The sequence below is a fragment of the Bradyrhizobium sp. HKCCYLRH1030 genome, assembly GCF_051168395.1.
Taxonomy (GTDB): Bacteria; Pseudomonadota; Alphaproteobacteria; order Rhizobiales; family Xanthobacteraceae; genus Bradyrhizobium.
Genome location: NZ_JBNPUY010000016.1, coordinates 13563 through 32891 on the forward strand (window position 1 = coordinate 13563; position 19329 = coordinate 32891).

19 protein-coding genes are annotated in these 19329 nt (G+C 62.6%); 17 read left to right on the forward strand and 2 right to left on the reverse strand.

Annotated elements, in window-relative coordinates; all coding sequences use genetic code 11:
• Window positions 1–33 precede the first annotated feature (33 nt).
• The 10 genes from trbB to ACQR1E_RS31375 all read left to right on the forward strand — a co-directional run bounded on the left by trbB (window position 34) and on the right by ACQR1E_RS31375 (window position 9144).
• Window positions 34–1005, forward strand: a complete 972-nt coding sequence (gene trbB / locus ACQR1E_RS31330; protein ID WP_316161034.1) for a P-type conjugative transfer ATPase TrbB — start codon at window positions 34–36, stop codon at window positions 1003–1005.
• Complete coding sequence (locus ACQR1E_RS31335; protein ID WP_316166672.1) at window positions 1002–1328, forward strand: TrbC/VirB2 family protein; 327 nt, start codon at window positions 1002–1004, stop codon at window positions 1326–1328. Before trbB ends, ACQR1E_RS31335 begins: the two co-directional genes overlap by 4 nt.
• Window positions 1328–1591, forward strand: coding sequence for a VirB3 family type IV secretion system protein (locus ACQR1E_RS31340; RefSeq protein ID WP_315773483.1), 264 nt, complete (start codon window positions 1328–1330; stop codon window positions 1589–1591). The genes ACQR1E_RS31335 and ACQR1E_RS31340 overlap by 1 nt, the downstream gene beginning before the upstream one ends.
• A gap of 7 nt (window positions 1592–1598) precedes the next feature.
• On the forward strand, window positions 1599–4040 hold the full coding sequence (gene trbE / locus ACQR1E_RS31345) for a conjugal transfer protein TrbE (RefSeq protein ID WP_316171869.1): 2442 nt from the start codon (window positions 1599–1601) through the stop codon (window positions 4038–4040).
• The gene (gene trbJ / locus ACQR1E_RS31350) at window positions 4037–4765 is read left to right on the forward strand and encodes a P-type conjugative transfer protein TrbJ (RefSeq protein WP_434897979.1); all 729 of its coding nucleotides are present in this window, start codon (window positions 4037–4039) and stop codon (window positions 4763–4765) included. The genes trbE and trbJ overlap by 4 nt, the downstream gene beginning before the upstream one ends.
• Window positions 4766–4841: 76 nt before the next feature.
• On the forward strand, window positions 4842–6053 hold the full coding sequence (gene trbL / locus ACQR1E_RS31355) for a P-type conjugative transfer protein TrbL (protein WP_316204426.1): 1212 nt from the start codon (window positions 4842–4844) through the stop codon (window positions 6051–6053).
• A 1-nt stretch (window position 6054) separates the two neighbouring features.
• Entirely contained in the window at window positions 6055–6738 is a 684-nt protein-coding gene (gene trbF, locus ACQR1E_RS31360; protein WP_315716441.1) for a conjugal transfer protein TrbF, read from the forward strand.
• Between the two features lie 32 nt (window positions 6739–6770).
• Window positions 6771–7703, forward strand: coding sequence for a P-type conjugative transfer protein TrbG (gene trbG, locus ACQR1E_RS31365; protein WP_434897980.1), 933 nt, complete (start codon window positions 6771–6773; stop codon window positions 7701–7703).
• 74 nt (window positions 7704–7777) lie between these two features.
• Entirely contained in the window at window positions 7778–8905 is a 1128-nt protein-coding gene (locus tag ACQR1E_RS31370) for a TrbI/VirB10 family protein (protein WP_434897981.1), read from the forward strand.
• A gap of 5 nt (window positions 8906–8910) precedes the next feature.
• Entirely contained in the window at window positions 8911–9144 is a 234-nt protein-coding gene (locus tag ACQR1E_RS31375; RefSeq protein ID WP_316166678.1) for a DUF2274 domain-containing protein, read from the forward strand.
• Window positions 9145–9442: 298 nt separating this feature from the next.
• On the opposite strand, the gene ACQR1E_RS31380 is transcribed toward ACQR1E_RS31375, so the two are convergent.
• Entirely contained in the window at window positions 9443–10159 is a 717-nt protein-coding gene (locus ACQR1E_RS31380) for an acyl-homoserine-lactone synthase (RefSeq protein ID WP_316204428.1), read from the reverse strand.
• A gap of 703 nt (window positions 10160–10862) precedes the next feature.
• Between ACQR1E_RS31380 and ACQR1E_RS31385 the strand changes: the two genes are divergently transcribed.
• Entirely contained in the window at window positions 10863–11669 is an 807-nt protein-coding gene (locus tag ACQR1E_RS31385; RefSeq protein WP_434897982.1) for a helix-turn-helix transcriptional regulator, read from the forward strand.
• A 408-nt stretch (window positions 11670–12077) separates the two neighbouring features.
• Entirely contained in the window at window positions 12078–13670 is a 1593-nt protein-coding gene (locus ACQR1E_RS31390; RefSeq protein WP_434897983.1) for an ABC transporter substrate-binding protein, read from the forward strand.
• Here the strand turns inward: ACQR1E_RS31390 and ACQR1E_RS31395 are convergent.
• Entirely contained in the window at window positions 13657–14640 is a 984-nt protein-coding gene (locus tag ACQR1E_RS31395; RefSeq protein ID WP_315754364.1) for a LysR substrate-binding domain-containing protein, read from the reverse strand. The genes ACQR1E_RS31390 and ACQR1E_RS31395 overlap by 14 nt on opposite strands.
• Window positions 14641–14660: 20 nt before the next feature.
• Here ACQR1E_RS31395 and ACQR1E_RS31400 point away from each other — a divergent pair, with 20 nt between their 5' ends.
• The 5 genes from ACQR1E_RS31400 (at window position 14661) to ACQR1E_RS31420 (ending at window position 19328) form a co-directional block, all read left to right on the forward strand.
• Window positions 14661–15779, forward strand: coding sequence for an NAD(P)/FAD-dependent oxidoreductase (locus ACQR1E_RS31400; protein ID WP_315754366.1), 1119 nt, complete (start codon window positions 14661–14663; stop codon window positions 15777–15779).
• Window positions 15760–16053 (forward strand): (2Fe-2S)-binding protein, encoded by a 294-nt coding sequence (locus tag ACQR1E_RS31405; protein WP_315716423.1) that lies wholly within the window; start codon window positions 15760–15762, stop codon window positions 16051–16053. Before ACQR1E_RS31400 ends, ACQR1E_RS31405 begins: the two co-directional genes overlap by 20 nt.
• Window positions 16050–17447, forward strand: a complete 1398-nt coding sequence (locus ACQR1E_RS31410) for an FAD-dependent oxidoreductase (protein ID WP_315754286.1) — start codon at window positions 16050–16052, stop codon at window positions 17445–17447. Before ACQR1E_RS31405 ends, ACQR1E_RS31410 begins: the two co-directional genes overlap by 4 nt.
• Before the next feature lie 76 nt (window positions 17448–17523).
• Window positions 17524–18462: an ABC transporter permease gene (locus tag ACQR1E_RS31415; RefSeq protein WP_315754288.1), complete on the forward strand. Its 939-nt coding sequence runs from the start codon at window positions 17524–17526 to the stop codon at window positions 18460–18462.
• Window positions 18459–19328, forward strand: coding sequence for an ABC transporter permease (locus ACQR1E_RS31420; protein ID WP_315716420.1), 870 nt, complete (start codon window positions 18459–18461; stop codon window positions 19326–19328). The genes ACQR1E_RS31415 and ACQR1E_RS31420 overlap by 4 nt, the downstream gene beginning before the upstream one ends.
• The last annotated feature ends 1 nt before the right edge of the window (window position 19329 follow it).

The following is a 19329-nucleotide window of genomic DNA, read 5'->3' on the forward strand; positions in this document are numbered from 1 at the left end:
CAAGCGATGCTGACCGCGCTTCAATGATCGGAGATGAGAGTGACCGGCTTCGTCCAGACACAGCGCATCACGCGTGGCACCCGCATGCTGCGGACGGCATTGGGGCCTGCCATCGCGCGTCATCTCGACGATCAATCCGTCGTGGAGATCATGCTCAATCCAGATGGCCGGCTCTGGGTCGATCGGCTCGCGTCTGGCTTGGCCGATACCGGTGAGAGCCTCGCTGCCGGTGATGGCGAGCGCGTCGTCCGGCTGGTCGCGCACCACGTCGGGCTCGAGGTCCATGCGGGCTCTCCGCGCGTGTCGGCGGAGCTGCCGACGACGGGCGAACGTTTCGAAGGCCTGCTGCCGCCGCTCGTTGCGGCCCCGACATTCGCCATCCGCAAGCCCGCGATCGCCGTCTTCACGCTCGACGACTACGTGGCTTGCGGGATTGCGACCGCAGATCAGGCCGGCGCGTTGCGGCGGGCTGTTGCCAACCGCTGCAACATTCTGGTGGCCGGCGGCACCTCGACCGGCAAGACCACGCTGGTCAATGCCTTGTTGGCTGAAGTGGCGATGACCGGCGATCGCATCGTGCTGATCGAGGATACGCTCGAGCTGCAATGCTCGGCGCCCAACCTCGTGACGCTTCGAACCAAGCATGGTGTGGCGTCGCTTTCGGATCTGGTGCGCGCCGCGCTTCGGCTGCGCCCGGATCGCATTCCGATCGGCGAGGTCCGCGGGCCGGAGGCGCTCGATCTCGTCAAGGCTTGGGGCACCGGCCATCCCGGCGGCATCGGCACCATTCATGCCGGGTCCGCACTCGGCACCCTCCGGCGGCTGGAGCAGCTGATTCAGGAGGCCGTCGTGAGCGTCCCACGCGCTCTGATTGCCGAGACGATCAACGTGATCGCCGTTCTCGCCGGGCGCGGCTCGCAGCGGCGGCTCGGCGAGCTCGTGCGTGTCGAGGGGCTCTCACCTTGCGGAGACTACATCCTCGCTCCTTTGGGAGATCAGCGATGAAGGCGCGACTGTCTTGCTGGTCCATCGCCACGATTGCGATTGCTGCAGCCGCAGTGCTCGTGGCGGTGGCGCCGGTGCATGCGGCGGGCTCGAACATGCCTTGGGAGCAGCCGCTCAACAAGATCCTGCTTTCAGTCGAGGGACCGGTCGCCAAGATCATCGCCGTGATCATCATCATCACGACGGGTCTGTCACTGGGTTTTGGCGAAACCTCCGGTGGCTTTCGGCGGCTCATCCAGATCGTCTTCGGTCTCTCCATCGCCTTTGCCGCCTCGAGCTTCTTCCTGTCGTTCTTCTCCTTCGGCGGCGGCGTGGTGTTCTGATGGATAGTGAGATCAAGGGCTTCAGCGCGCCTGTGCATCGCTCGCTGACCGAGCCCATTCTGCTCGGGGGCGCGCCGCGATCGGTCGCGATTGTCAACGGCACCGTGTCGGCGGCGCTCGGCCTCGGTTTGCGGCTCTGGTTCTTCGGCCTGCTGCTCTGGTTCGTCTGCCACATGGTCGCGGTCTGGGCGACACGGCGCGATCCATCCTTTGTCGAGGTCGTGCGCCGCCACCTGCGGATTCCCAATCATCTCAGCCAGTGAGGCTCCCATGTTCAATTTGGCCGAATACCGCCGCACCAATATCCGGCTTGCGGACTTCCTGCCCTGGGCGGCGCTGGTGGACGAGGGCGTCGTCCTCAACAAGGACGGCTCGCTGCAACGGACGGCGCGTTTTCGCGGGCCTGACCTGGAGAGCTCGGTCGCATCCGAGCTCACAGCAGTCGCCTTCCGTCTCAACAACGCTCTGCGGCGCCTGGGGTCGGGCTGGGCGATCTTCGTCGAGGCGCAGCGGCATTCGGCCGGAGCCTACCCAATTTGCGTGTTTCCGGATGCCGCGTCCGCCCTGGTCGATGCCGAGAGAAAGGCACAGTTCGAGGAGCAGGCGGCGCACTACGAGTCGAGCTATTATTTGACGTTTCTGTACCTGCCGCCGCGAGAAGACTTAGCCCGTTCCGAACGCGTGCTCTATGAAGGCGCGCCGCAGCCGGAGGGCTCGCGCGGCCGCGACATCCTGCGCAGCTTTGTCGATCGCACCGACCGCATTCTGCAGCTCGTCGGCGGCTTCATGCCGGAATGCGGCTGGCTCGGCGACGACGCCGTGCTGAGCTATCTGCACTCGACCGTCTCGACCAAGCGCCAGCGGGTCCGCGTCCCTGAAATCCCCATGCATCTGGATGGGCTGCTCGCCGACCAGCCGCTGACCTGCGGCCTCGCGCCGATGCTGGGGGCGGTCAATCTCCGCGTGCTCACCATCATCGGCTTTCCCTCTGCAACGACGCCAGGACTGCTGGACGAATTGAACGGGCTTGCCTTCGCCTACCGCTGGTCGACCCGCGCCATCATGCTCGACAAGCAGGATGCCGTGAAGCTCGTGACACGGATCCGCCGGCAGTGGTTTGCCAAGCGCAAATCTCTGGCCGCGATCCTCAAGGAGGTCGTGACCAACGAGGCGGCAAGCCTCGTTGACAGCGACGCCCACAACAAGACCGCTGACGCCGATGCGGCGCTGCAGGATCTCGGCTCCGATGAGATCAGCCAGGCCTATGTCACCGCGACCGTGACGGTGTGGGATCCTGATCCGGCGAGGGCTGACGAGAAGCTGCGCCTGGTGGAGAAGGTGATCCAGGGGCGCGATTTCACCTGCATGACGGAGACTGTGAATGCGGTTGAGGCCTGGCTCGGCAGCCTTCCGGGGCACGTCTATGCCAATGTGCGCCAGCCGCCGCTATCGACGCTGAACCTTGCCCATCTTGTCCCGCTCTCGGCGGTCTGGGCAGGTGAGGTGCGTGACCATCATCTGAGGGCGCCTGCGCTGCTGTTCGGCCGCACCGAGGGCGCGACGCCATTCCGGTTCTCGCTCCATGTCGGCGATGTCGGCCACACGCTGGTGATCGGACCGACCGGAGCCGGCAAATCGGTGCTGCTGGCGCTGATGGCGCTGCAGTTCCGCCGCTATCCGAATGCGCAGATCCTTGCGTTTGATTTCGGCGGCTCCCTGCGGGCCGCCGCGCTTGCCATGGAAGGTGACTGGCATGATCTCGGTGGAGCGCTGTCGGCCGATAGCGAGACCTCGATCGCGCTGCAGCCGCTGGCAGGCATCGGCGATGTGATGGAGCGCGCCTGGGCGGCGGATTGGATCGCCGGCCTGCTGGTCCGCGAGAAGATCGTGGTGACCCCGGACGCCAAGGAGCATCTCTGGTCGGCGCTGACCTCGCTGGCTTCCGCGCCAGCTTCTGAGCGGACCCTGACCGGCCTGTCGGTGTTGCTGCAGTCGAACAGCTTGAAACGGGCCCTCAAGCCCTATTGCCTCGATGGCGCTCACGGACGACTGCTGGATGCCGATCATGAGCTCGTGGGCGATCGGTCGGTCCAGGTGTTCGAGACCGAGGGGCTGATCGGGACCGCTGCAGCTCCTGCTGTCCTCGCTTATCTGTTCCATAAGATCGCCCGGCAGCTCGACGGTCGCCCGACACTCCTGATCATCGATGAAGGGTGGCTGGCGCTGGACGACGCCGACTTCGCGGGCCAGCTCAGGGAGTGGCTGAAGACCCTGCGCAAGAAGAACGCCTCCGTCGTTTTCGCGACCCAGTCGCTATCCGACATCGACGGCTCGCCGATCGCACCCGCCATCATTGAGAGTTGCCCGAGCCGCATCCTGCTGCCGAACGAGCGGGCGCTCGAGCCACAGATCATGGGCATCTATCGTCGCTTCGGTCTCAATGATCGTCAGATCGAGCTCGTCAGCCGTGCGGCCCCTAAGCGCGACTATTACTGCCAGTCGCGCCGGGGCAACCGCATGTTCGAGCTTGGCCTCGGCGAGGTCGCGCTCGCCTTTGCCGCGGCGTCGTCCAAAGCCGATCAGGCCGCGATCTCGGACGTTCTGAAGTCCGCCGGCAGGGACGGCTTTGCGGCAGCGTGGTTGCGGCATCTCAAGCTTGGCTGGGCAGCAGACCTCATCCCGCGCCTCGACAATCTGGAGACGCGGCAATGATCTCTGGCAAGCGATGGGCCACGTCGTTGGCGCTGCTGGTTCTGACCTCGGCGGGGCCGGTGCGGGCCCAGCTCGTCGTCTTCGACCCCAACAATTATGCTCAGAACGTGCTGACCGCCGCACGTGAGCTGCAGCAGATCAACAATCAGATTGTGGCCCTGCAGAACCAGGCCGAGATGTTGATCAATCAGTCGCGCAACCTCGTCAACCTGCCGTATTCGTCATTGACGCAGCTGCAACAATCAATCGAGCGGACCCAGGATCTGCTCAAGCAGGCTCAGCGCCTGGCCTACGACGTGCAGCAGATCGAGCGGGCGTTCAAGACGATTTATGCGCCGGCAGCCGCCGGCGCCAGCGCCGCTGACCTCGCAGACAATGCGCGCTCACGCTGGCAGACGTCCGTGGCCGCGCTGCAGGATGCGCTCAAGCTTCAGGCAGGCGTGGTCGGCAATCTCGACACCATCAAGAGCCAGTCCGCCGTGCTGGTTGCCGCGAGCCAAGGAGCCGCCGGCGCCTTGGCTGTCAGGCAAGCCGGCAACCAGATCCTGGCGATGCAGGCGCAACAGCTCGCGGATCTGACGGCGGTTGTGGCCGCCCAGGGACGGGCGCAGAGCCTCACCATGGCGGAGCGCGCGGCGGCCCAGGATCAGGCACGCGAACAGCTCCGCCGCTTCCTGACGCAGGGTCAGGGCGACCAGCCCTCCAACGTACGAATGTTTCACTGATGATGACGAGCGTTCCGGACCAAATTGGCGGATCCCCCGCCGCGGCTGCCCGGCAGCTCATGGTTGAGATTGCCCGATGACAGGAACGGGGATCATCGATCAATTCCTGGAGACCTTTACCCGGACAATCGACAGCGGCTTTGGCCTGGTGGGCGGTGAGGTCGGATATCTCGCAACCACGCTCGTCACCATCGATGTGACGCTTGCTGCGCTCTTCTGGGCGTTTGGCGGCGAGGACGATGTCGTCGCCCGGCTGGTGAAGAAGACGCTGTTTGTCGGCGTGTTCGCCTACCTGATCGGCAATTGGAACAGCCTCGCCCGGGTCGTCTTCGAGAGCTTCGCAGCACTCGGCCTGAAGGCCTCGGGCTCGGCGCTGTCGGCGGCGGACTTCCTGCGCCCGGGCAGGATCGCGCAAGTGGGTCTCGATACCGGGCGGCCGCTCCTCCAGGCGATCTCGGGCCTCCTTGGATATGTGAGCTTCTTCGAGAACTTCCTGCAGATTGCGGTCCTGTTGTTTGCGTGGGTGGTCGTGCTCCTCGCCTTCTTCATTCTGGCCATCCAGCTCTTTGTCACCCTGATCGAGTTCAAGCTCACGACGCTTGCTGGATTCGTGCTCATCCCGTTTGGTCTGTTCGGCAAGACCGCCTTCGCAGCCGAACGTGTGCTCGGCAATGTCATCTCCTCCGGTGTGAAGGTTCTGCTGCTCGCCGTGATCTCAGGAACCGGCTCGACCCTGTTCGGTCAGTTGACCCAGGTGACGAGCGGCGATCCTCCGACCGTCGAGAGTGCCATGGCCCTGGTCCTGGCGTCCCTGGCGCTGCTCGGCCTTGGATTGTTCGGGCCCGGGATCGCCAATGGTCTTGTCAGTGGTGGACCGCAGCTTGGAGCAGGGAGCGCGGTCGGGACGTCGCTTGCAGCGGGTGGTCTCGTCGTGGCCGGCGCCGGCATGGCCGCTGGCGCAGCGGGGCTCGCAGGCGGCGCGATCTCTGGTGCAAGCCGTGCTGTCGCGCCGCTTGGTGCGGCGGCGTCCGGCGGAGGGCGCGTCAGCGGCGCTGCCGCCGAGGCAGCAGGAGCGAACGCGAGTCCCCTTCGCCAAAGGGCGAATGTCCAGGCTGGCGGCTCGGATCAGCCGGGTCAGGCCGATGGCTCGGGCTCTCCGATGTGGGCGCAGCGCATGAAGGCAGCGCGCGCCGTCCATCAGGGCGCATCTACAACGGCACAAGCCGTTCGCCATGCCGAGCGCGGCGGGCAGGGAAGCGCGGTCGATCTCTCCGAGGGGAAATCCTGACATGTTCAAGCGGTCATCTGTTCATTACGGCCGTACGCCCGAGCCGGTGACGCCCTATCAGAAGGCAGCACAGGTCTGGGATGAGCGCATCGGCTCTGCGCGCGTGCAGGCCAAGAACTGGCGGCTGATGGCATTCGGCTGCCTCACCCTCGCCGCAGGCTTCGCGTCCGCCCTGATCTGGCAGTCGGCCCGCGGTACGGTGACGCCCTGGGTGGTCGAGGTTGGCCATCTCGGCGAGGTCCAGCGGGTAGCGCCTGCGGTGGCTGACTACGTGCCGACCGATCCGCAGGTCGCCTTCCATCTTGCCCGGTTCATTGAGGACGTGAGAGGTCTGCCGGCCGATGGCATCGTGCTGCGCCAGAATTGGCTGCGCGCCTACGACTTCACGACCGATCGCGGCGCGGCTGCCCTGAATGACTATGCCCGCTCCAATGATCCTTTTAGCAAGCTCGGGAAGATCCAGGTCTCGGTCGAGGTCTCCAGTGTGATCCGCGCCTCGCCGGACAGCTTCCGGATCGCCTGGGTCGAGCGTCGCTACGAGAACGGCGCCTCGGTTGCGACCGAACGCTGGAGCGCGATCCTCACCCTCGTGTTCGCCATGCCGGACGATGCTGACCGCCTGCGCAAGAACCCGCTCGGCGTCTACGTCCAGGCCATCAACTGGTCGAAGGAGCTGTCGCAATGAGCAAGCCAATGGTCCGGAGGGCTGGAGGGCCAATGACGGCGGGAGCCGCCGTTCTGGTGCTGCTCTGCAGCTGCACAACGACCAATCTGCCCAAGATCAGCTATGACAGCGAAGCACCACCATTGCCGGCGCCGCCAGCTGCGCTGGATGGAAAGGTTCCACCGCTTCATCTTCCGCCGCCCTGGAAAGTGTCCCTTGGTGGCAAGGCGGGAGCCCAGGAAGAAGCGGAGCCGCTCGACCGCGTCGAGATGGCCAATAGCGCGGCGCGGGTCGAACCGCGCAAGAAGGGCTACTTCAACGCGACGCAGATCTATGCCTACAGTCCCGGCGCGCTCTATCAGGTCTATGCGGCGCCCGGGCAGATCACCGACATCATGCTCGAGGAAGGTGAACAGCTCACAGGGTCGGGGCCCGTGTCCGCCGGCGACACCGTGCGCTGGGTCGTCGGCGATACCGAGAGCGGTGCGGGCGAACGCCGCCGCGTCCACATCCTGGTCAAGCCGACGCGTGCCGCGATCGAAACCAATCTCATCGTCAACACCGACCGGCGGACCTATCTGCTCGAGCTGCGCGCTCGTGACAAGCCGTATATGCCCGCCGTGGCCTGGTACTATCCCCAGAATGCCGAGACGAGAGCGCGCCAGCTCGTCTTGAGGCCGGAGCTGCCCAATCCGGCGCTGCGACGCTTCCGCTATCGCATCGAGGGGGATGATCCGCCATGGAGGCCGGTCAACGCCTATGACGACGGTCGCAAGGTCTATATCGAGTTTGCCCCTGGCATTGTGCAGGGTGAATTGCCGCCCTTGTTCGTCATCGGGAGCGATGGTGCGCCCGAGATCGTCAACTACCGTGCCTTCCGCAACATCATGATCGTCGATCGGCTGTTTGCCGCGGCCGAGTTGCGCCTCGGCGGCGAGGAGCAGCGCAAGGTCAGGATCGTCAGAACCGACGGAGCCTCAGGGTGAAAAACGGGGAGGATGAGGCTTCTGCGTCTCAGGCTCCGTCTGCAGCCGAGAAGGCTGAGCGGCGCACGAAAAGAATGCGCCTGAACGGAGATCTTCCGCCGGTTACGCGGCTGTCGCGCAATGTCCTGGCCGGCGGCAGTGCAGTTGCGCTCCTGTTGATGGGAGGCGCCGTCGTCTGGACATTGCAGACCAACAGGCCGAGCAAATCGGGTCCATCCGAGCTCTACAGCACTGATCATCACGACATCGCGGACGGGGTTTCGGCCCTGCCGCGTGACTACACCAGTCTTCCCAGGAACGTCCCAGTGATCGGACCGCCGCTGCCCGGGGATCTCGGCAAGGCGATTGTCGCTGCGCAGGGCCAGGCACTTGCGGTCACCCCCGATCAGGAGCAGCTCCGCCATGAGCAGGAGCGGGATGCCGCTCGCTTGAGCCGCCTGTTTGCGACGGTCAATGTTCGTGGCACCGAGGCCGCGGCGAGCGGGCCTCAGACCAGCGAACGCGCGGGCGCGATGTCCAGTCCCGACGACGCATTCGCCCAGAATGGCCAGGACCGCAAGCTCGCCTTCGTCAATGCCGCGGTCGATCGCCGGACCACGAGTGCCGACCGTGTCAGCCGGCCGGCCTCCCCCTATGTGGTTCAGGCCGGGACCGTGATTGCGGGCGCCCTGATCACGGGCATTCGCTCCGACCTGCCGGGGCAGATCACCGCTCAGGTCACCGAGAACGTGTTCGATTCGCCGTCAGGCCGCTTCCTGCTTGTCCCGCAGGGCGCGCGGCTGATCGGGATATACGATAGCCAGGTGACGGCCGGGCAATCGCGCGTGCTCCTGGTCTGGACCAGGCTGATCATGCCCAATGGACGGTCGATCGTTCTGGAACGGCAGCAGGGCGCCGACGCTGCCGGCTATTCGGGTCTCTCGGACGAGGTTGATAACCACTTCAGGCAGCTGGTTGGCGCAGCGCTGCTCTCGACGCTGCTCTCGATGGGCAGCGAGGTCAACGCGGGCACCAATCAAAATACGAACAATGCCGCGATCATCCAGGCGCTCCGCCAGGGCTTCGGCAACTCCATGAGCCGCACAGGTCAGCAGCTGGTTGGTCAACAGATGAACGTCCAGCCGACTCTGACAGTGAGGCCGGGCTTTCCGGTCCGCGTGATCGTCAATCGTGACCTCGTGCTCGAGCCGTATCAGGGGTAGCAGTCATGGCGAAGCTGAAGATCTCGGAACTTCCCGATGAGAAGCCGGTCAAAATCACGGTCGAACTGTCAGCGAGCGTATTTCGCGATCTGCAGGCCTATGCCGAAGCTGTCGGCCGCCATTCGGACCAGCCGGCCAATGATCTTGGTCGCCTGGCCTCGGCAATGGTGGCACGTTTCATGGCGACTGATCGGGCGTTTGCCAAGTCGAAGCGGGCACCAGCCATCAAGGCCAGATAGTCCCGGAGCCACGCATCGCGTTGGCTTCCTCCGCAATGCATACAAACCAGGACCGACTGGCGCTCAAAGTTGATACATTCGGTGTTCCTGAAGCAGGAAGCTTGTGAGCGGCAAATCCAGCGTGGCAGGCTTTCTTGAGCGAAGGAGCCGACGCGTTGATCGCCACCGATTGCGGTGATGCCGCATCTTCTCCAGAGACGGTCAATCGCGCTGAGGCCCAAAGCCTGATGCAAGCGCTGATCGGCCCTCACTGGCGGGCCCTGCGGCGGCAAGATGGTCGAAGGTTCGGGGATCGCGCTCATCCAGCCTCCACGAGCCCTTCCAACTCTGGGCTGCAGGCCAGTCCTTTGGGCTCCGATGGAGCATCCTCTGCCAAGCGCGGGGACAATGCTGATGGGACAGGCCCAGGAGAAGGGCTTTCATGCAGCGCTTTAGGGACGCCTGTATGCTGGCGAACCAATTCCAGCACGGCTGATGATACCCCGATATAGGCTGCCCCAATGTCATGCCCCGGAAACGGCAGCTTCGCTCCCAGTGGCCTCACCGGGCAGCCATGGGCAGCGATGACATTCTTGAAGATCCAGCTGGGCATGACACCAAGATAGGACGAGATGCCGTTGGCGAGGCCGAATTCCTGACAAGCCTGTATGAGCTGCCCGATCACTCGGCGCCGTCCGCCGGTGCTCAGCGCACGATCGCAGCCGAATCGCGATGCTTCCCAGATTTCGTCCGAATGCGGCAGCAAGCCTTCAACCAGGTTAGGCCACAAGGACTTGACCATGTAGGGGCGTGTGGTCGGAATCAGCCGCGCAGTTCCAAGCGCCTGATCTTGCTCGTCCACGACAAGGATGTAGGTGGCTGCCGGTGTGTCGAACTCATCATATTCCATGCCCTGATAATGAGGCACGGACCACCCCTGGCGCTCGACGAACATCCGGTACCGCAACCGATGATGCGAAATCCAGGCTTCGCCATATCGATGGACGGTTTCCCACCTGATTAAAAGGGTACGCATGAGCATCTTCCAATGTGCCACGTGACGGGAAGATGCAGACTAATCGGCACAGCGTCAGCGAGGCAGCTACCCAGTCGAGTAGTTCGCGCGTCTGTGGAGCGGCTGCTGTCCTACCGGCTGCTCAGAGGAAGACAACTGTCAGACATCGCCCCAATATCACCTACAATCTGGCGCAATTCTGAGTTGTATTGGGGTGTAGTTCTTGGCTTTTGCAAGGCTCGTCCAGGCCCGTTTGAACGGGTTCAGCTTGGGATGGCCGCGAGGCCTGACTTGCGCGTGCTGCGTGCCGGGAGAATGTCCCTGGTGCGCATGATCCGATCGAAACTTGTACCAGCAATCTCGTGCATGCTGACACAAGTGCCGAAGATCGCTCATCAAACAGGCACTTTGCTGCGGGATCTGATTGCCGGAGTCGGCAAGATCGTCAGGGCCGCCGCTTCCGGAGAAGGGCATTGTTGATGACATCGCGGCTTCTGAAAAAATCAATCGAATATGATCGTCAATTGCACGACGGAGCGTATCATGGTACGGTCTACCTCAGGTTGGGTTGGAGTTTGGACAAGCAAGCGCCTGCTTCTCGCCTTGATAGAGGCAGACGAGGGGGCAAGGACGGACCGTCGGCAATCGGGACATTCAGACGGATTCGTTTTCACGATCACATCTGGGCGGAAGTTTGCGCAGCTTTGTCTGCCGTGAGGTAGCAATGGACCTCTTCAGCTTCATCGATTGTGCAAACCGCACGCAGTCGCTGTCCGACCTCTTCGATCTTCTCGTCAGTTCTGCAGCCGATGAGGGGTTCGGCCAAGTGGCTTATGGCGCCCTGAACTATGAAGAGACGGTACGGCTGCCAGAGCATCCGATGCCGGCCGTCGCTCTCAACTTTCCGCTCGATTGGCGAGAGCACTATTTCGAGCGTAAGTATCACGAGATCGATCCGGTCGTCAGGCGAACCCCGTTTCATAGCAGTCCATTCATGTGGGATCAGCTGCTCGAGCAGAAGCAGCTGCAGGATGGCGAGCGGTTGGTCCTTCGTGAGAGCCGCGAAGCCGGTCTCAAGCACGGGGTGAGCGTGCCGCTGTTTGGGCCATCGGGGCGCATCTCCGTTCTATCCTTTGCATCCAGCTTCGACGATGCCGACCCGATCCGGCATATGAAGCATCTTCACGCCTTGGCGTGTCAGTTCCATGTTGCTTTTGGCGAGCTTGCCCAGCCAGCGATGGGCAAGAAGGCGATTGGGCTCTCGCAGCGCGAACGCGAATGCCTGAAGTGGACCGCAGAGGGCAAATCCTCCTGGGATATCGGAATCATCCTCAAGATCAGCGAAAACACGATCAACTTCCACCTCAAGAAGGCGATGAGAAAGCTTGGCACGAACAGCCGGACGGTCGCCGTCGTGAGGGCGATAAGGCTTGGTCTCATTGAGATCCCCGGATTATCCGGCCCATCCGTGTCGGCGTGGATCGACACGCCACCGACTGAAGCCGACGCCGCCCAACCGTTGCCGCTCTGACACTCACGACGAAGCGCCGTTCCTGCGCGGCGCGCAATTGGCGAAACGGCGCGATGGTCGCGCGCAATCGCCAGCTTTGAGATCGATCGCTTCCGTAAGCCAACCACGGCGTCCTCCACCGATGCGCGCGGCGGTGCGGCGGCACAGGGTTCCGCGTGCCGCCCGTGACGGAGCTATGCTCACGCTCTCATGGGGGCCGTTCCGGATGGAGGCGACGCACTCCGGGTAGATGGTTCGCCGGGTCTGCAGTCGCTGCCGCCGCCTGGGTCCTGGTACTCGAACTTTTGGGTCGCGGTTGAGCTTCGCCATTAGCCCATAACGCCCAAGAATAGGTCTCCTTGATTTCGGACTTTGACAGAGATGCAGGACTCTTCCAGCCTGATGCGTGGGCAACGGGCGAGGCACCGGATGAAGTACGTCTCTATGAAGTACGTCTCTATGAAGTACGTCTATATGTTGGCTTTCTGCATCGCCGTCACGGTGAACGCGACCGGTGATGTGTCTGCAGCGGAAGCCCCGGGGACCACCCTGCAAATCGGGGCCGGTGGATCGGACATTACCACGCTCGACCCCCATCGTGCGACGACCAGCACCGACAAGCCGCTGATCGGCCTGATGTTCAACGGCCTGGTTCGATTCAAGCCAGGGAGCGCGGACCCTAAGGATCTCGAGCCCGATCTCGCCGAGCGGTGGGAAACGTCCCCAGACGGACGAGTCTGGACCTTCTTCCTCCGAAAGGGCGTCAAGTTTCACGGCGACTGGGGCAGCCTCACCGCAGATGATGTCGTCTACTCGCTGACACGTGCCGCAGACCCCAGCCGATCGAGCTTCGCTGCAGACTTCTCCGCGGTGGAGAGCATCGCCAAGGTAGACGGGTCCACCGTTCGCATGACCCTGAAGTATCCAGATCCGAATTTCCTCGGCCGCTTGTCCAACTATCACGGCGGAAACATTGTCTGCAAAAGAGCAGTGGAGGAGCTCGGAGACAAGTTTGCCTCCAATCCCGTCGGTACGGGTCCGTTTGCGTTTTCAGAGCATGAAACGCAGCGGCATGTGAAGCTGGTCGCAAACGAGGGCTATTTCCGCGGCCGGCCGCAGATCAGCAATATCATGTACCGTACGATCCCCTCCGACAGCGCCCGCGAGCTCGCCTTTGCGTCTGGAGAGCTCGACGTCATCCAAGGCCGGCGCGAGCAACGCTGGGTCGATATGACCCGCCAGCGCGGCAACATGGTCGTTGATGTCTTCCGTCCAGGAGAGTTTCGAACGCTTCACATCAGCAGCAGTATTCCGCCGCTCGATGACCTGAAAGTCCGACAGGCAATCGCCGCTGCGGTCAATCTCGACGATCTCGTGCAGTTTGTCGGTAAGAGCGTCAGTCTGAAAGGCTGCTCGGTCGTGCCCCCGGGCTATATCGGAGAGGACTGTTCATCAGGGGCTTATGCTTACGATCCGGTGAAGGCCAAGGCACTTCTGGCCGAAGCGGGCTACCCAAATGGCCTGACGCTCAAGGTCGTGGTGTCCAACATCTCGGCTATCCTGCCGACAATGGAAATTATTCAGCGCCAGCTCGCAAAGGCCGGTATCAAGCTGGATATGAGCGTTGTCGATCACGCCACCTATCAGAGCCAGATTCGCGGCAATGCCAGCGCTCTGGTGTTTTATGGCGCCGCCAGATTTCCGGTCGCCGACACGTACCTGACCGAGTTCTATCACTCGAGCTCGAGCATTGGAAAGCCGACGGCGGTTGCCAACTTCTCCCATTGCGACGTTGCGGACGCAGACATACAGGCGGCGCGGGTGGAAGGCAGTGTGGAGCGGCAGCAGGAGCTGTGGAAGGAGGCTCAGCGCAAGATCCACGACGCCGTCTGTTCTGTTCCGCTGTTTGAGCTTCAGCAGGTCTGGGGGCACAGCAAGCGTGTCAACTACGGCTATGAGCTCAAAGGAGCCATGAACCTCGCTCCGCCGATCACCGAGGCGACGACGCTTATGCCGCGCTGAGCGACTCCTGGGAGAGCCGTGCGGCCGTCGTGCGCGCCTGCTGGAGGAAGGCGTCGACCAGACTTGCATTGCGGCTGTCGCGCATTCGACAGAGCTGGAAGTCGTAGGACAAAGCGGGCTCGAAGCGTCTGATGGCCAGACGGTCCTGAAGCCCGCTGAACATCAAAGGGTGCACCAGCGCGACGCCGAGGCCGGCTGCCACGAATTCGCACAGGGTCGGCGAGACATTGGCAACGAGCACGGTGTTGGGTCTGACGTTGTAGGCGTCGAACATCGTCGCAATGCACTGACCGGCTTGGCTCTCAGGGTCGAAAGACACGAAGGGGATGTTGTCGAGATCATCCGGCTCCACAACGTTCTTCATGGCGAGGGGATGATCGGTCGGCATGATGCAGACGAGCGGGTGCTGGGTCAGCGGTTCGGCGATCACATAGGGATTGTCGATCCGCGAGCTGACAAGGCCGACATCGAGCTTGCGTGTGACCAGCCAATCCACGATCCATTCCGAGCTGCGTGACTTGACCGAGCAGAACACGTTGGGATGCTGCTGAAGGAAGCCCATCGTCGCCTGCTGGATGAACGAACGCGACAAAGCCGGCATGACTCCGACAAGAAGCTGCCCCTGCTCCTCGCGGCGGATCGCCTCGACGGCATTCTCCACCTGGCGGACACCTGAAAAAATACGATCAATCTCCTTGTAAAGCCGCATGCCGCGCTCTGTCGGAGCAAGGCGGCCCTTGACGCGATCGAACAGGCTGAGCCCGGTATCCTCTTCGAGATGAGCGATCAGTTTGCTCATCGCGGGCTGGGAGATGTTGAGGATCAAAGCGGCTCGGCTGATCGAGCCGCTCTCGATCACCGCTTTGAACGCCTCGACCTGTCTGAGATTGATCTGACGAGCCATCCCATAACCCTGAAGAATACAGCCAGAGATTTTCGACTTTGACCAAATATCTCTTTTTGTCGTCATATTGGGCAAGAGGAAATCTGATGCATCCTGAGATAATAGTTATCGGTGCGGGCACGGTCGGTGCTGCGATCGCTTATGGGCTTGCGCGAAGACAACGCCGAGTGCTCGTGCTCGACGGTGACGATCGCGACCATCGTGCGGCGCGGGCCAATTTCGGCCTTGTTTGGCTACAGGGCAAAGGCCAGAACATGCCCGCCTATCAGCAGCTGTCACGCCGTAGCGTCGACATGTGGTCCGACTTTGCGTCGGAACTCACTGATCTGGCCGCGTTGGATCTTCAGTATGAGCAGAATGGCGGTTTGGCGTTCTGCCTCGGAGATGACGCGTTCGAGAAGCGCCGCTTGGACCTTCAGCGGCTGCAGAATCCGCTCGGCGGAGCGGAGGCGGATTGGCGGATGCTCGATCGCGCTGAACTGGCCAAACTGCTTCCGAAGGTTCGATTGGGGCCTGACGTGGCCGGCGCCAGCTTCGGCCAGCGGGACGGGCATGCCAATCCGCTTCAGCTCCTTGCGGCTCTTCATGCCGGAATCCTGCGTCTGGGTGGAGATCTGCGCCCAAACGCTGCGGTGCGGCAGATCGTGCCCAGCGAGGCGGGCTTTACGGTGACGTTCGGAAACGAGACCGTCAGTGCGCCGCGCGTGCTGATCGCTGCGGGTCTCGGGTCTCAGGCGCTGGCGCGGCAAGTGGGTCTTGAAATCCCGCTGCGGCCTCAACGCGGGCAGATCCTGGTGACCGAGCGCCTTGAACCATTTCTGCCTCTGCCGACGAGTGGCTTGCGTCAGACCCGGGAAGGCACCGTGATGATCGGTGCTACCCATGAGGAGACCGGTTTCGATAGCTCCGCGACCGCGATCGCGGCGGCAGATCTCAGTCGGCGGACGCTTCGCATCGTGCCGGGGCTTGCTGAGGCAAAATTGGTTCGGCAGTGGGCCGGGTTGCGCATCATGACGCCTGATGGGTGTCCCGTCTACGCCCAGTCCCAGAAGCACCGGGGAGCCTTCGTGGCGTTGTGCCATTCAGGCGTCACGCTTGCAGCTCTGCATTCCACCGTCTTGGCCGATGCCATCTCGGCCGGCCAGTTGCCGGATTCGCTCGATATCTTTCATCAGAGTCGCTTTGATGTTTCGAAAGCTGCATGAGCCCGCTGAGACCGTGACTGTCTATGTCGAAGGCAAACCTGTCACGGCGGAGCCGGGCGAAAGCCTGGCAGCTGTGCTGCTCCGGCAGGCTGTCGTCTGGTCGCGCCCCACACCGGTCAAAGGGAGCGGGCGAGCTCCCTATTGTATGATCGGCGTCTGCTTCGACTGTCTCGCTCAGGTGGATGGGATCGCCTCGGTTCAGACCTGCATGACCCCGGTTCAGGAGGGCATGAAGGTTGAGCGCCAGCAGCGTAAGCGGTGCTTGCCGTCATGAGCACCACCGATCTTCTCATCGTAGGGGCTGGCCCTGCTGGCATGACAGCGGCCATCACAGCCCGCCGCTATGGAATTGACGTCCTGGTTGTGGATGATCAAAGTTCGCCTGGCGGGCAGATCTGGCGCTCGGTCGAAACCCAAGCGGCGACCCCGAGGGGCGCCATCCTTGGAAGGACTTATCAGGACGGAAAGGCTGCGACCGATGCATTCCGCGCCAGCGGCGCGCGGTACGAGCCTCGTACACAGCTTTGGCAGGTCGAACCTGGTTTTCGTGCCTTCGTGACCCATGATGGTAAGGCCCGGACGATCGAGGCGCGCGCCATCATCCTCGCAACCGGCGCCCAGGAGCGGCCTGCTCCCTTCCCAGGCTGGACACTGCCGGGAGTCCTCACGGTGGGTGCCGCTCAGGTCCTGTTGAAGACCGCCGGGCAGATCCCCTCCAAGCCGGTCTGGGTCGCTGGTTGTGGCCCGTTGCCGCTTCTCTACCTCGTTCAGTTGCTCAACGCCGGAGGTCAGATCGCCGGCTATCTGGACACGACACCGGCCGGGAGTCATTGGGCGGCGCTCCGGCATCTGCCGAAGGCCCTGCGTGCCAGTGGGGCGCTCCTCAAAGGGCTCGCGTGGACGGCCGTCCTTCGACACCGGCGTGTGCCCGTCGTCCGTCATGTCATCGACCTCGTGGCGCACGGATCGGACCGGATCGAATCCATCAGCTATCGAACGGCCGATGCACAAGAGAAGACCGTTTCCGCGGATAATCTGTTTGTGCATGAAGGTGTCGTGCCGAACGTCCATGCACCGCTGGGGCTGGGCTGCGCGGTTGAATGGCGTGACGAGCAGGATTGCTACGTTCCGGTTCTCGATCAATGGGGTGAAACGACCAAAGCCGGTATCTTCATTGCCGGGGACGGCGCGGGCATTGCTGGTGCGAAGGCCGCGCAATTTCGTGGGGCGCTCGCAGCACACAGGCTGGCAGTCAAGCTCGGCTATGCGGACGAGCAGATCGTGCTCAAGCAAGCGCTGCGCGTTCAAAAGAGTTTGGCTCGCGAACTTGTCTTGCGGCCCTTTCTTGACACCATGTTCAGACCCCACGGCAGGATTTTTAGTCCGTCCGATGAGACCGTCGTATGCCGCTGCGAGGAGGTCACGGCAGGAGAGATCCGGGCGATGGCGCAGATCGGCGGCTCCGGCCCGAACCAGATCAAGGCCTTCACGCGTGCAGGGATGGGCCCCTGCCAGGGGCGGCAATGCGGTTATACCGTCACCCGCATCCTCGCGGAAATCCAGGATTGTCCTATAGGGGAGATCGGCTTCTATCGAGTCAGGCCCCCGCTCAAGCCCGTGACGCTTGGAGAGCTGGCCACACTCGATCAAGAGGAGGAGGTGTTGTGAGGCACTTTCCCTGTCTGGAGAGAAGAGTTCAGTCCGAACATTCTGGTTTCTGTTCGCGAATGTGCTGGGTGATCCAATGATCAGCTTTGCCTTCAAGCGGCTGCTGCTGGCCATCCCCACCTTGCTGGTGATGCTGACAGCAATCTTCGTGCTGGTGCGTCTCGTTCCGGGTGATGCGGCATCCGTCATCCTTGGCGATCAGGCAACCGAAGCCTCGCTTCGCGCGATGCGCGCCCGGCTCGGGCTCGATCAGCCGATCCAGGTCCAATATCTTCACTTTCTCGGTGAGGTGCTCACCGGAAATCTCGGGCAATCGCTGAGCAGCGGCCGGACTGTCGTGCAGGAGGTCCTGCTGGTGTTGCCCTCCACGATCCAACTCACCTTGGCGGCCATCGTGATCGGAATCGTCCTGGGTCTGCCGCTCGGAATCCTCGCCGCGCTCGGCCGCAACAGCTGGATCGACTACGTCTCGCGGCTGGTCTCGTTGGTCGGGCTATCGTTCCCAGCGTTTGTGTCAGGCATTCTTTTGCTCATCGTATTCGCAATCCAGCTGGGATGGTTCCCCGTTCTCGCGTCCGATAGCACTGATCCGATCGAACGGTTACGAAGCCTTGCCTTGCCTGCGCTGAATCTCGGCTTGATCCTGATGGCCTATGTGGTGCGTGTCACGCGGTCATCCATGCTGGGAGTCCTTGGCGAGGATTACATCCGCACAGCGCGCGCGAAGGGAGTGACTCCCACGCGCCTCGTCATGCGACACGCTCTGCGCAATGGCCTCATTCCGGTGGTTACCGTTGTTGGCCTCTACTTCGGTACGTTGATCGGAAATTCGGTGCTCACGGAGATCATCTTCAACCGGCCCGGCCTCGGCAAGCTGATCTTCGGGGCACTCAACGCTCGCGACTATACGCTGCTCGAGGGGCTGATGATCATCTTTGCCATCTGCGTCATCGTCGTGAATACGCTGACGGACATTACCTATGGGCTTATCGATCCGCGGGTGAAATACAAATGACGGTTGGGGTTGCATCGGTTGCAGTGTCGCAGCCCAGTCGATTGTGGCTGGCCTTCTCCAGAAATCCTCTCTTCTGGCTGGGTGCGCTGCTCCTCGCGCTCATCATCGTCGTGGCGGTGCTCGCGCCTCTGATCGCGCCTCATGACCCGCTGGAGCAGAATATCGTGGCCAGGCTCGAGCCGCCGTCAGCGGAGTTTCTGTTCGGAACGGACAATTACGGCCGAGATGTCCTGTCCCGTCTGATCTATGGAGCCCGCATCTCACTGATGGTCGGTTTCGTCGCCATCCTGATTGCGATGACAATCGGCTGCACGATCGGAATCGTTGCGGGTTATGTCGGAGGAGCGCTGGATCAGCTCGTGATGGGAGTGCTCGATGTCATGCTCTCGTTTCCAGCTCTCCTGCTCGGCCTCATGATTGCGGCGATGCTCGGCGCCAGCCTTCAGAACCTGATCATTGCAATCGCAATCACGGAGATCGCGCCGTTTGCGCGAGTTGCCCGGGCGCCAACGATTGCCTTGAAGCAGCAGGACTTCGTGATCGCCGGCCGAGCGCTTGGGTTCGGACCCGTCCGGATCATGGGGGTTCATATTCTCCCCAATCTCATCTCGGATGTCGTGGTGATGAGTTCACTATGGATGGCTTCCGCGATTCGCACGGAAGCATCGCTGAGCTTCATCGGGCTAGGCGTTCCGCCACCGACACCGACCTGGGGCAGCATGATCCGCGAAGGGTTCGACAATATCCTCGACGCCTGGTGGCTCGCGGTCTTCCCGAGCCTTGCGATCCTGTTGACCGTGCTCGCCCTCAATCTCCTGGGAGACGCTCTGCGAGACGCCATCGATCCAAAGCTGCGGGGGGAATAGC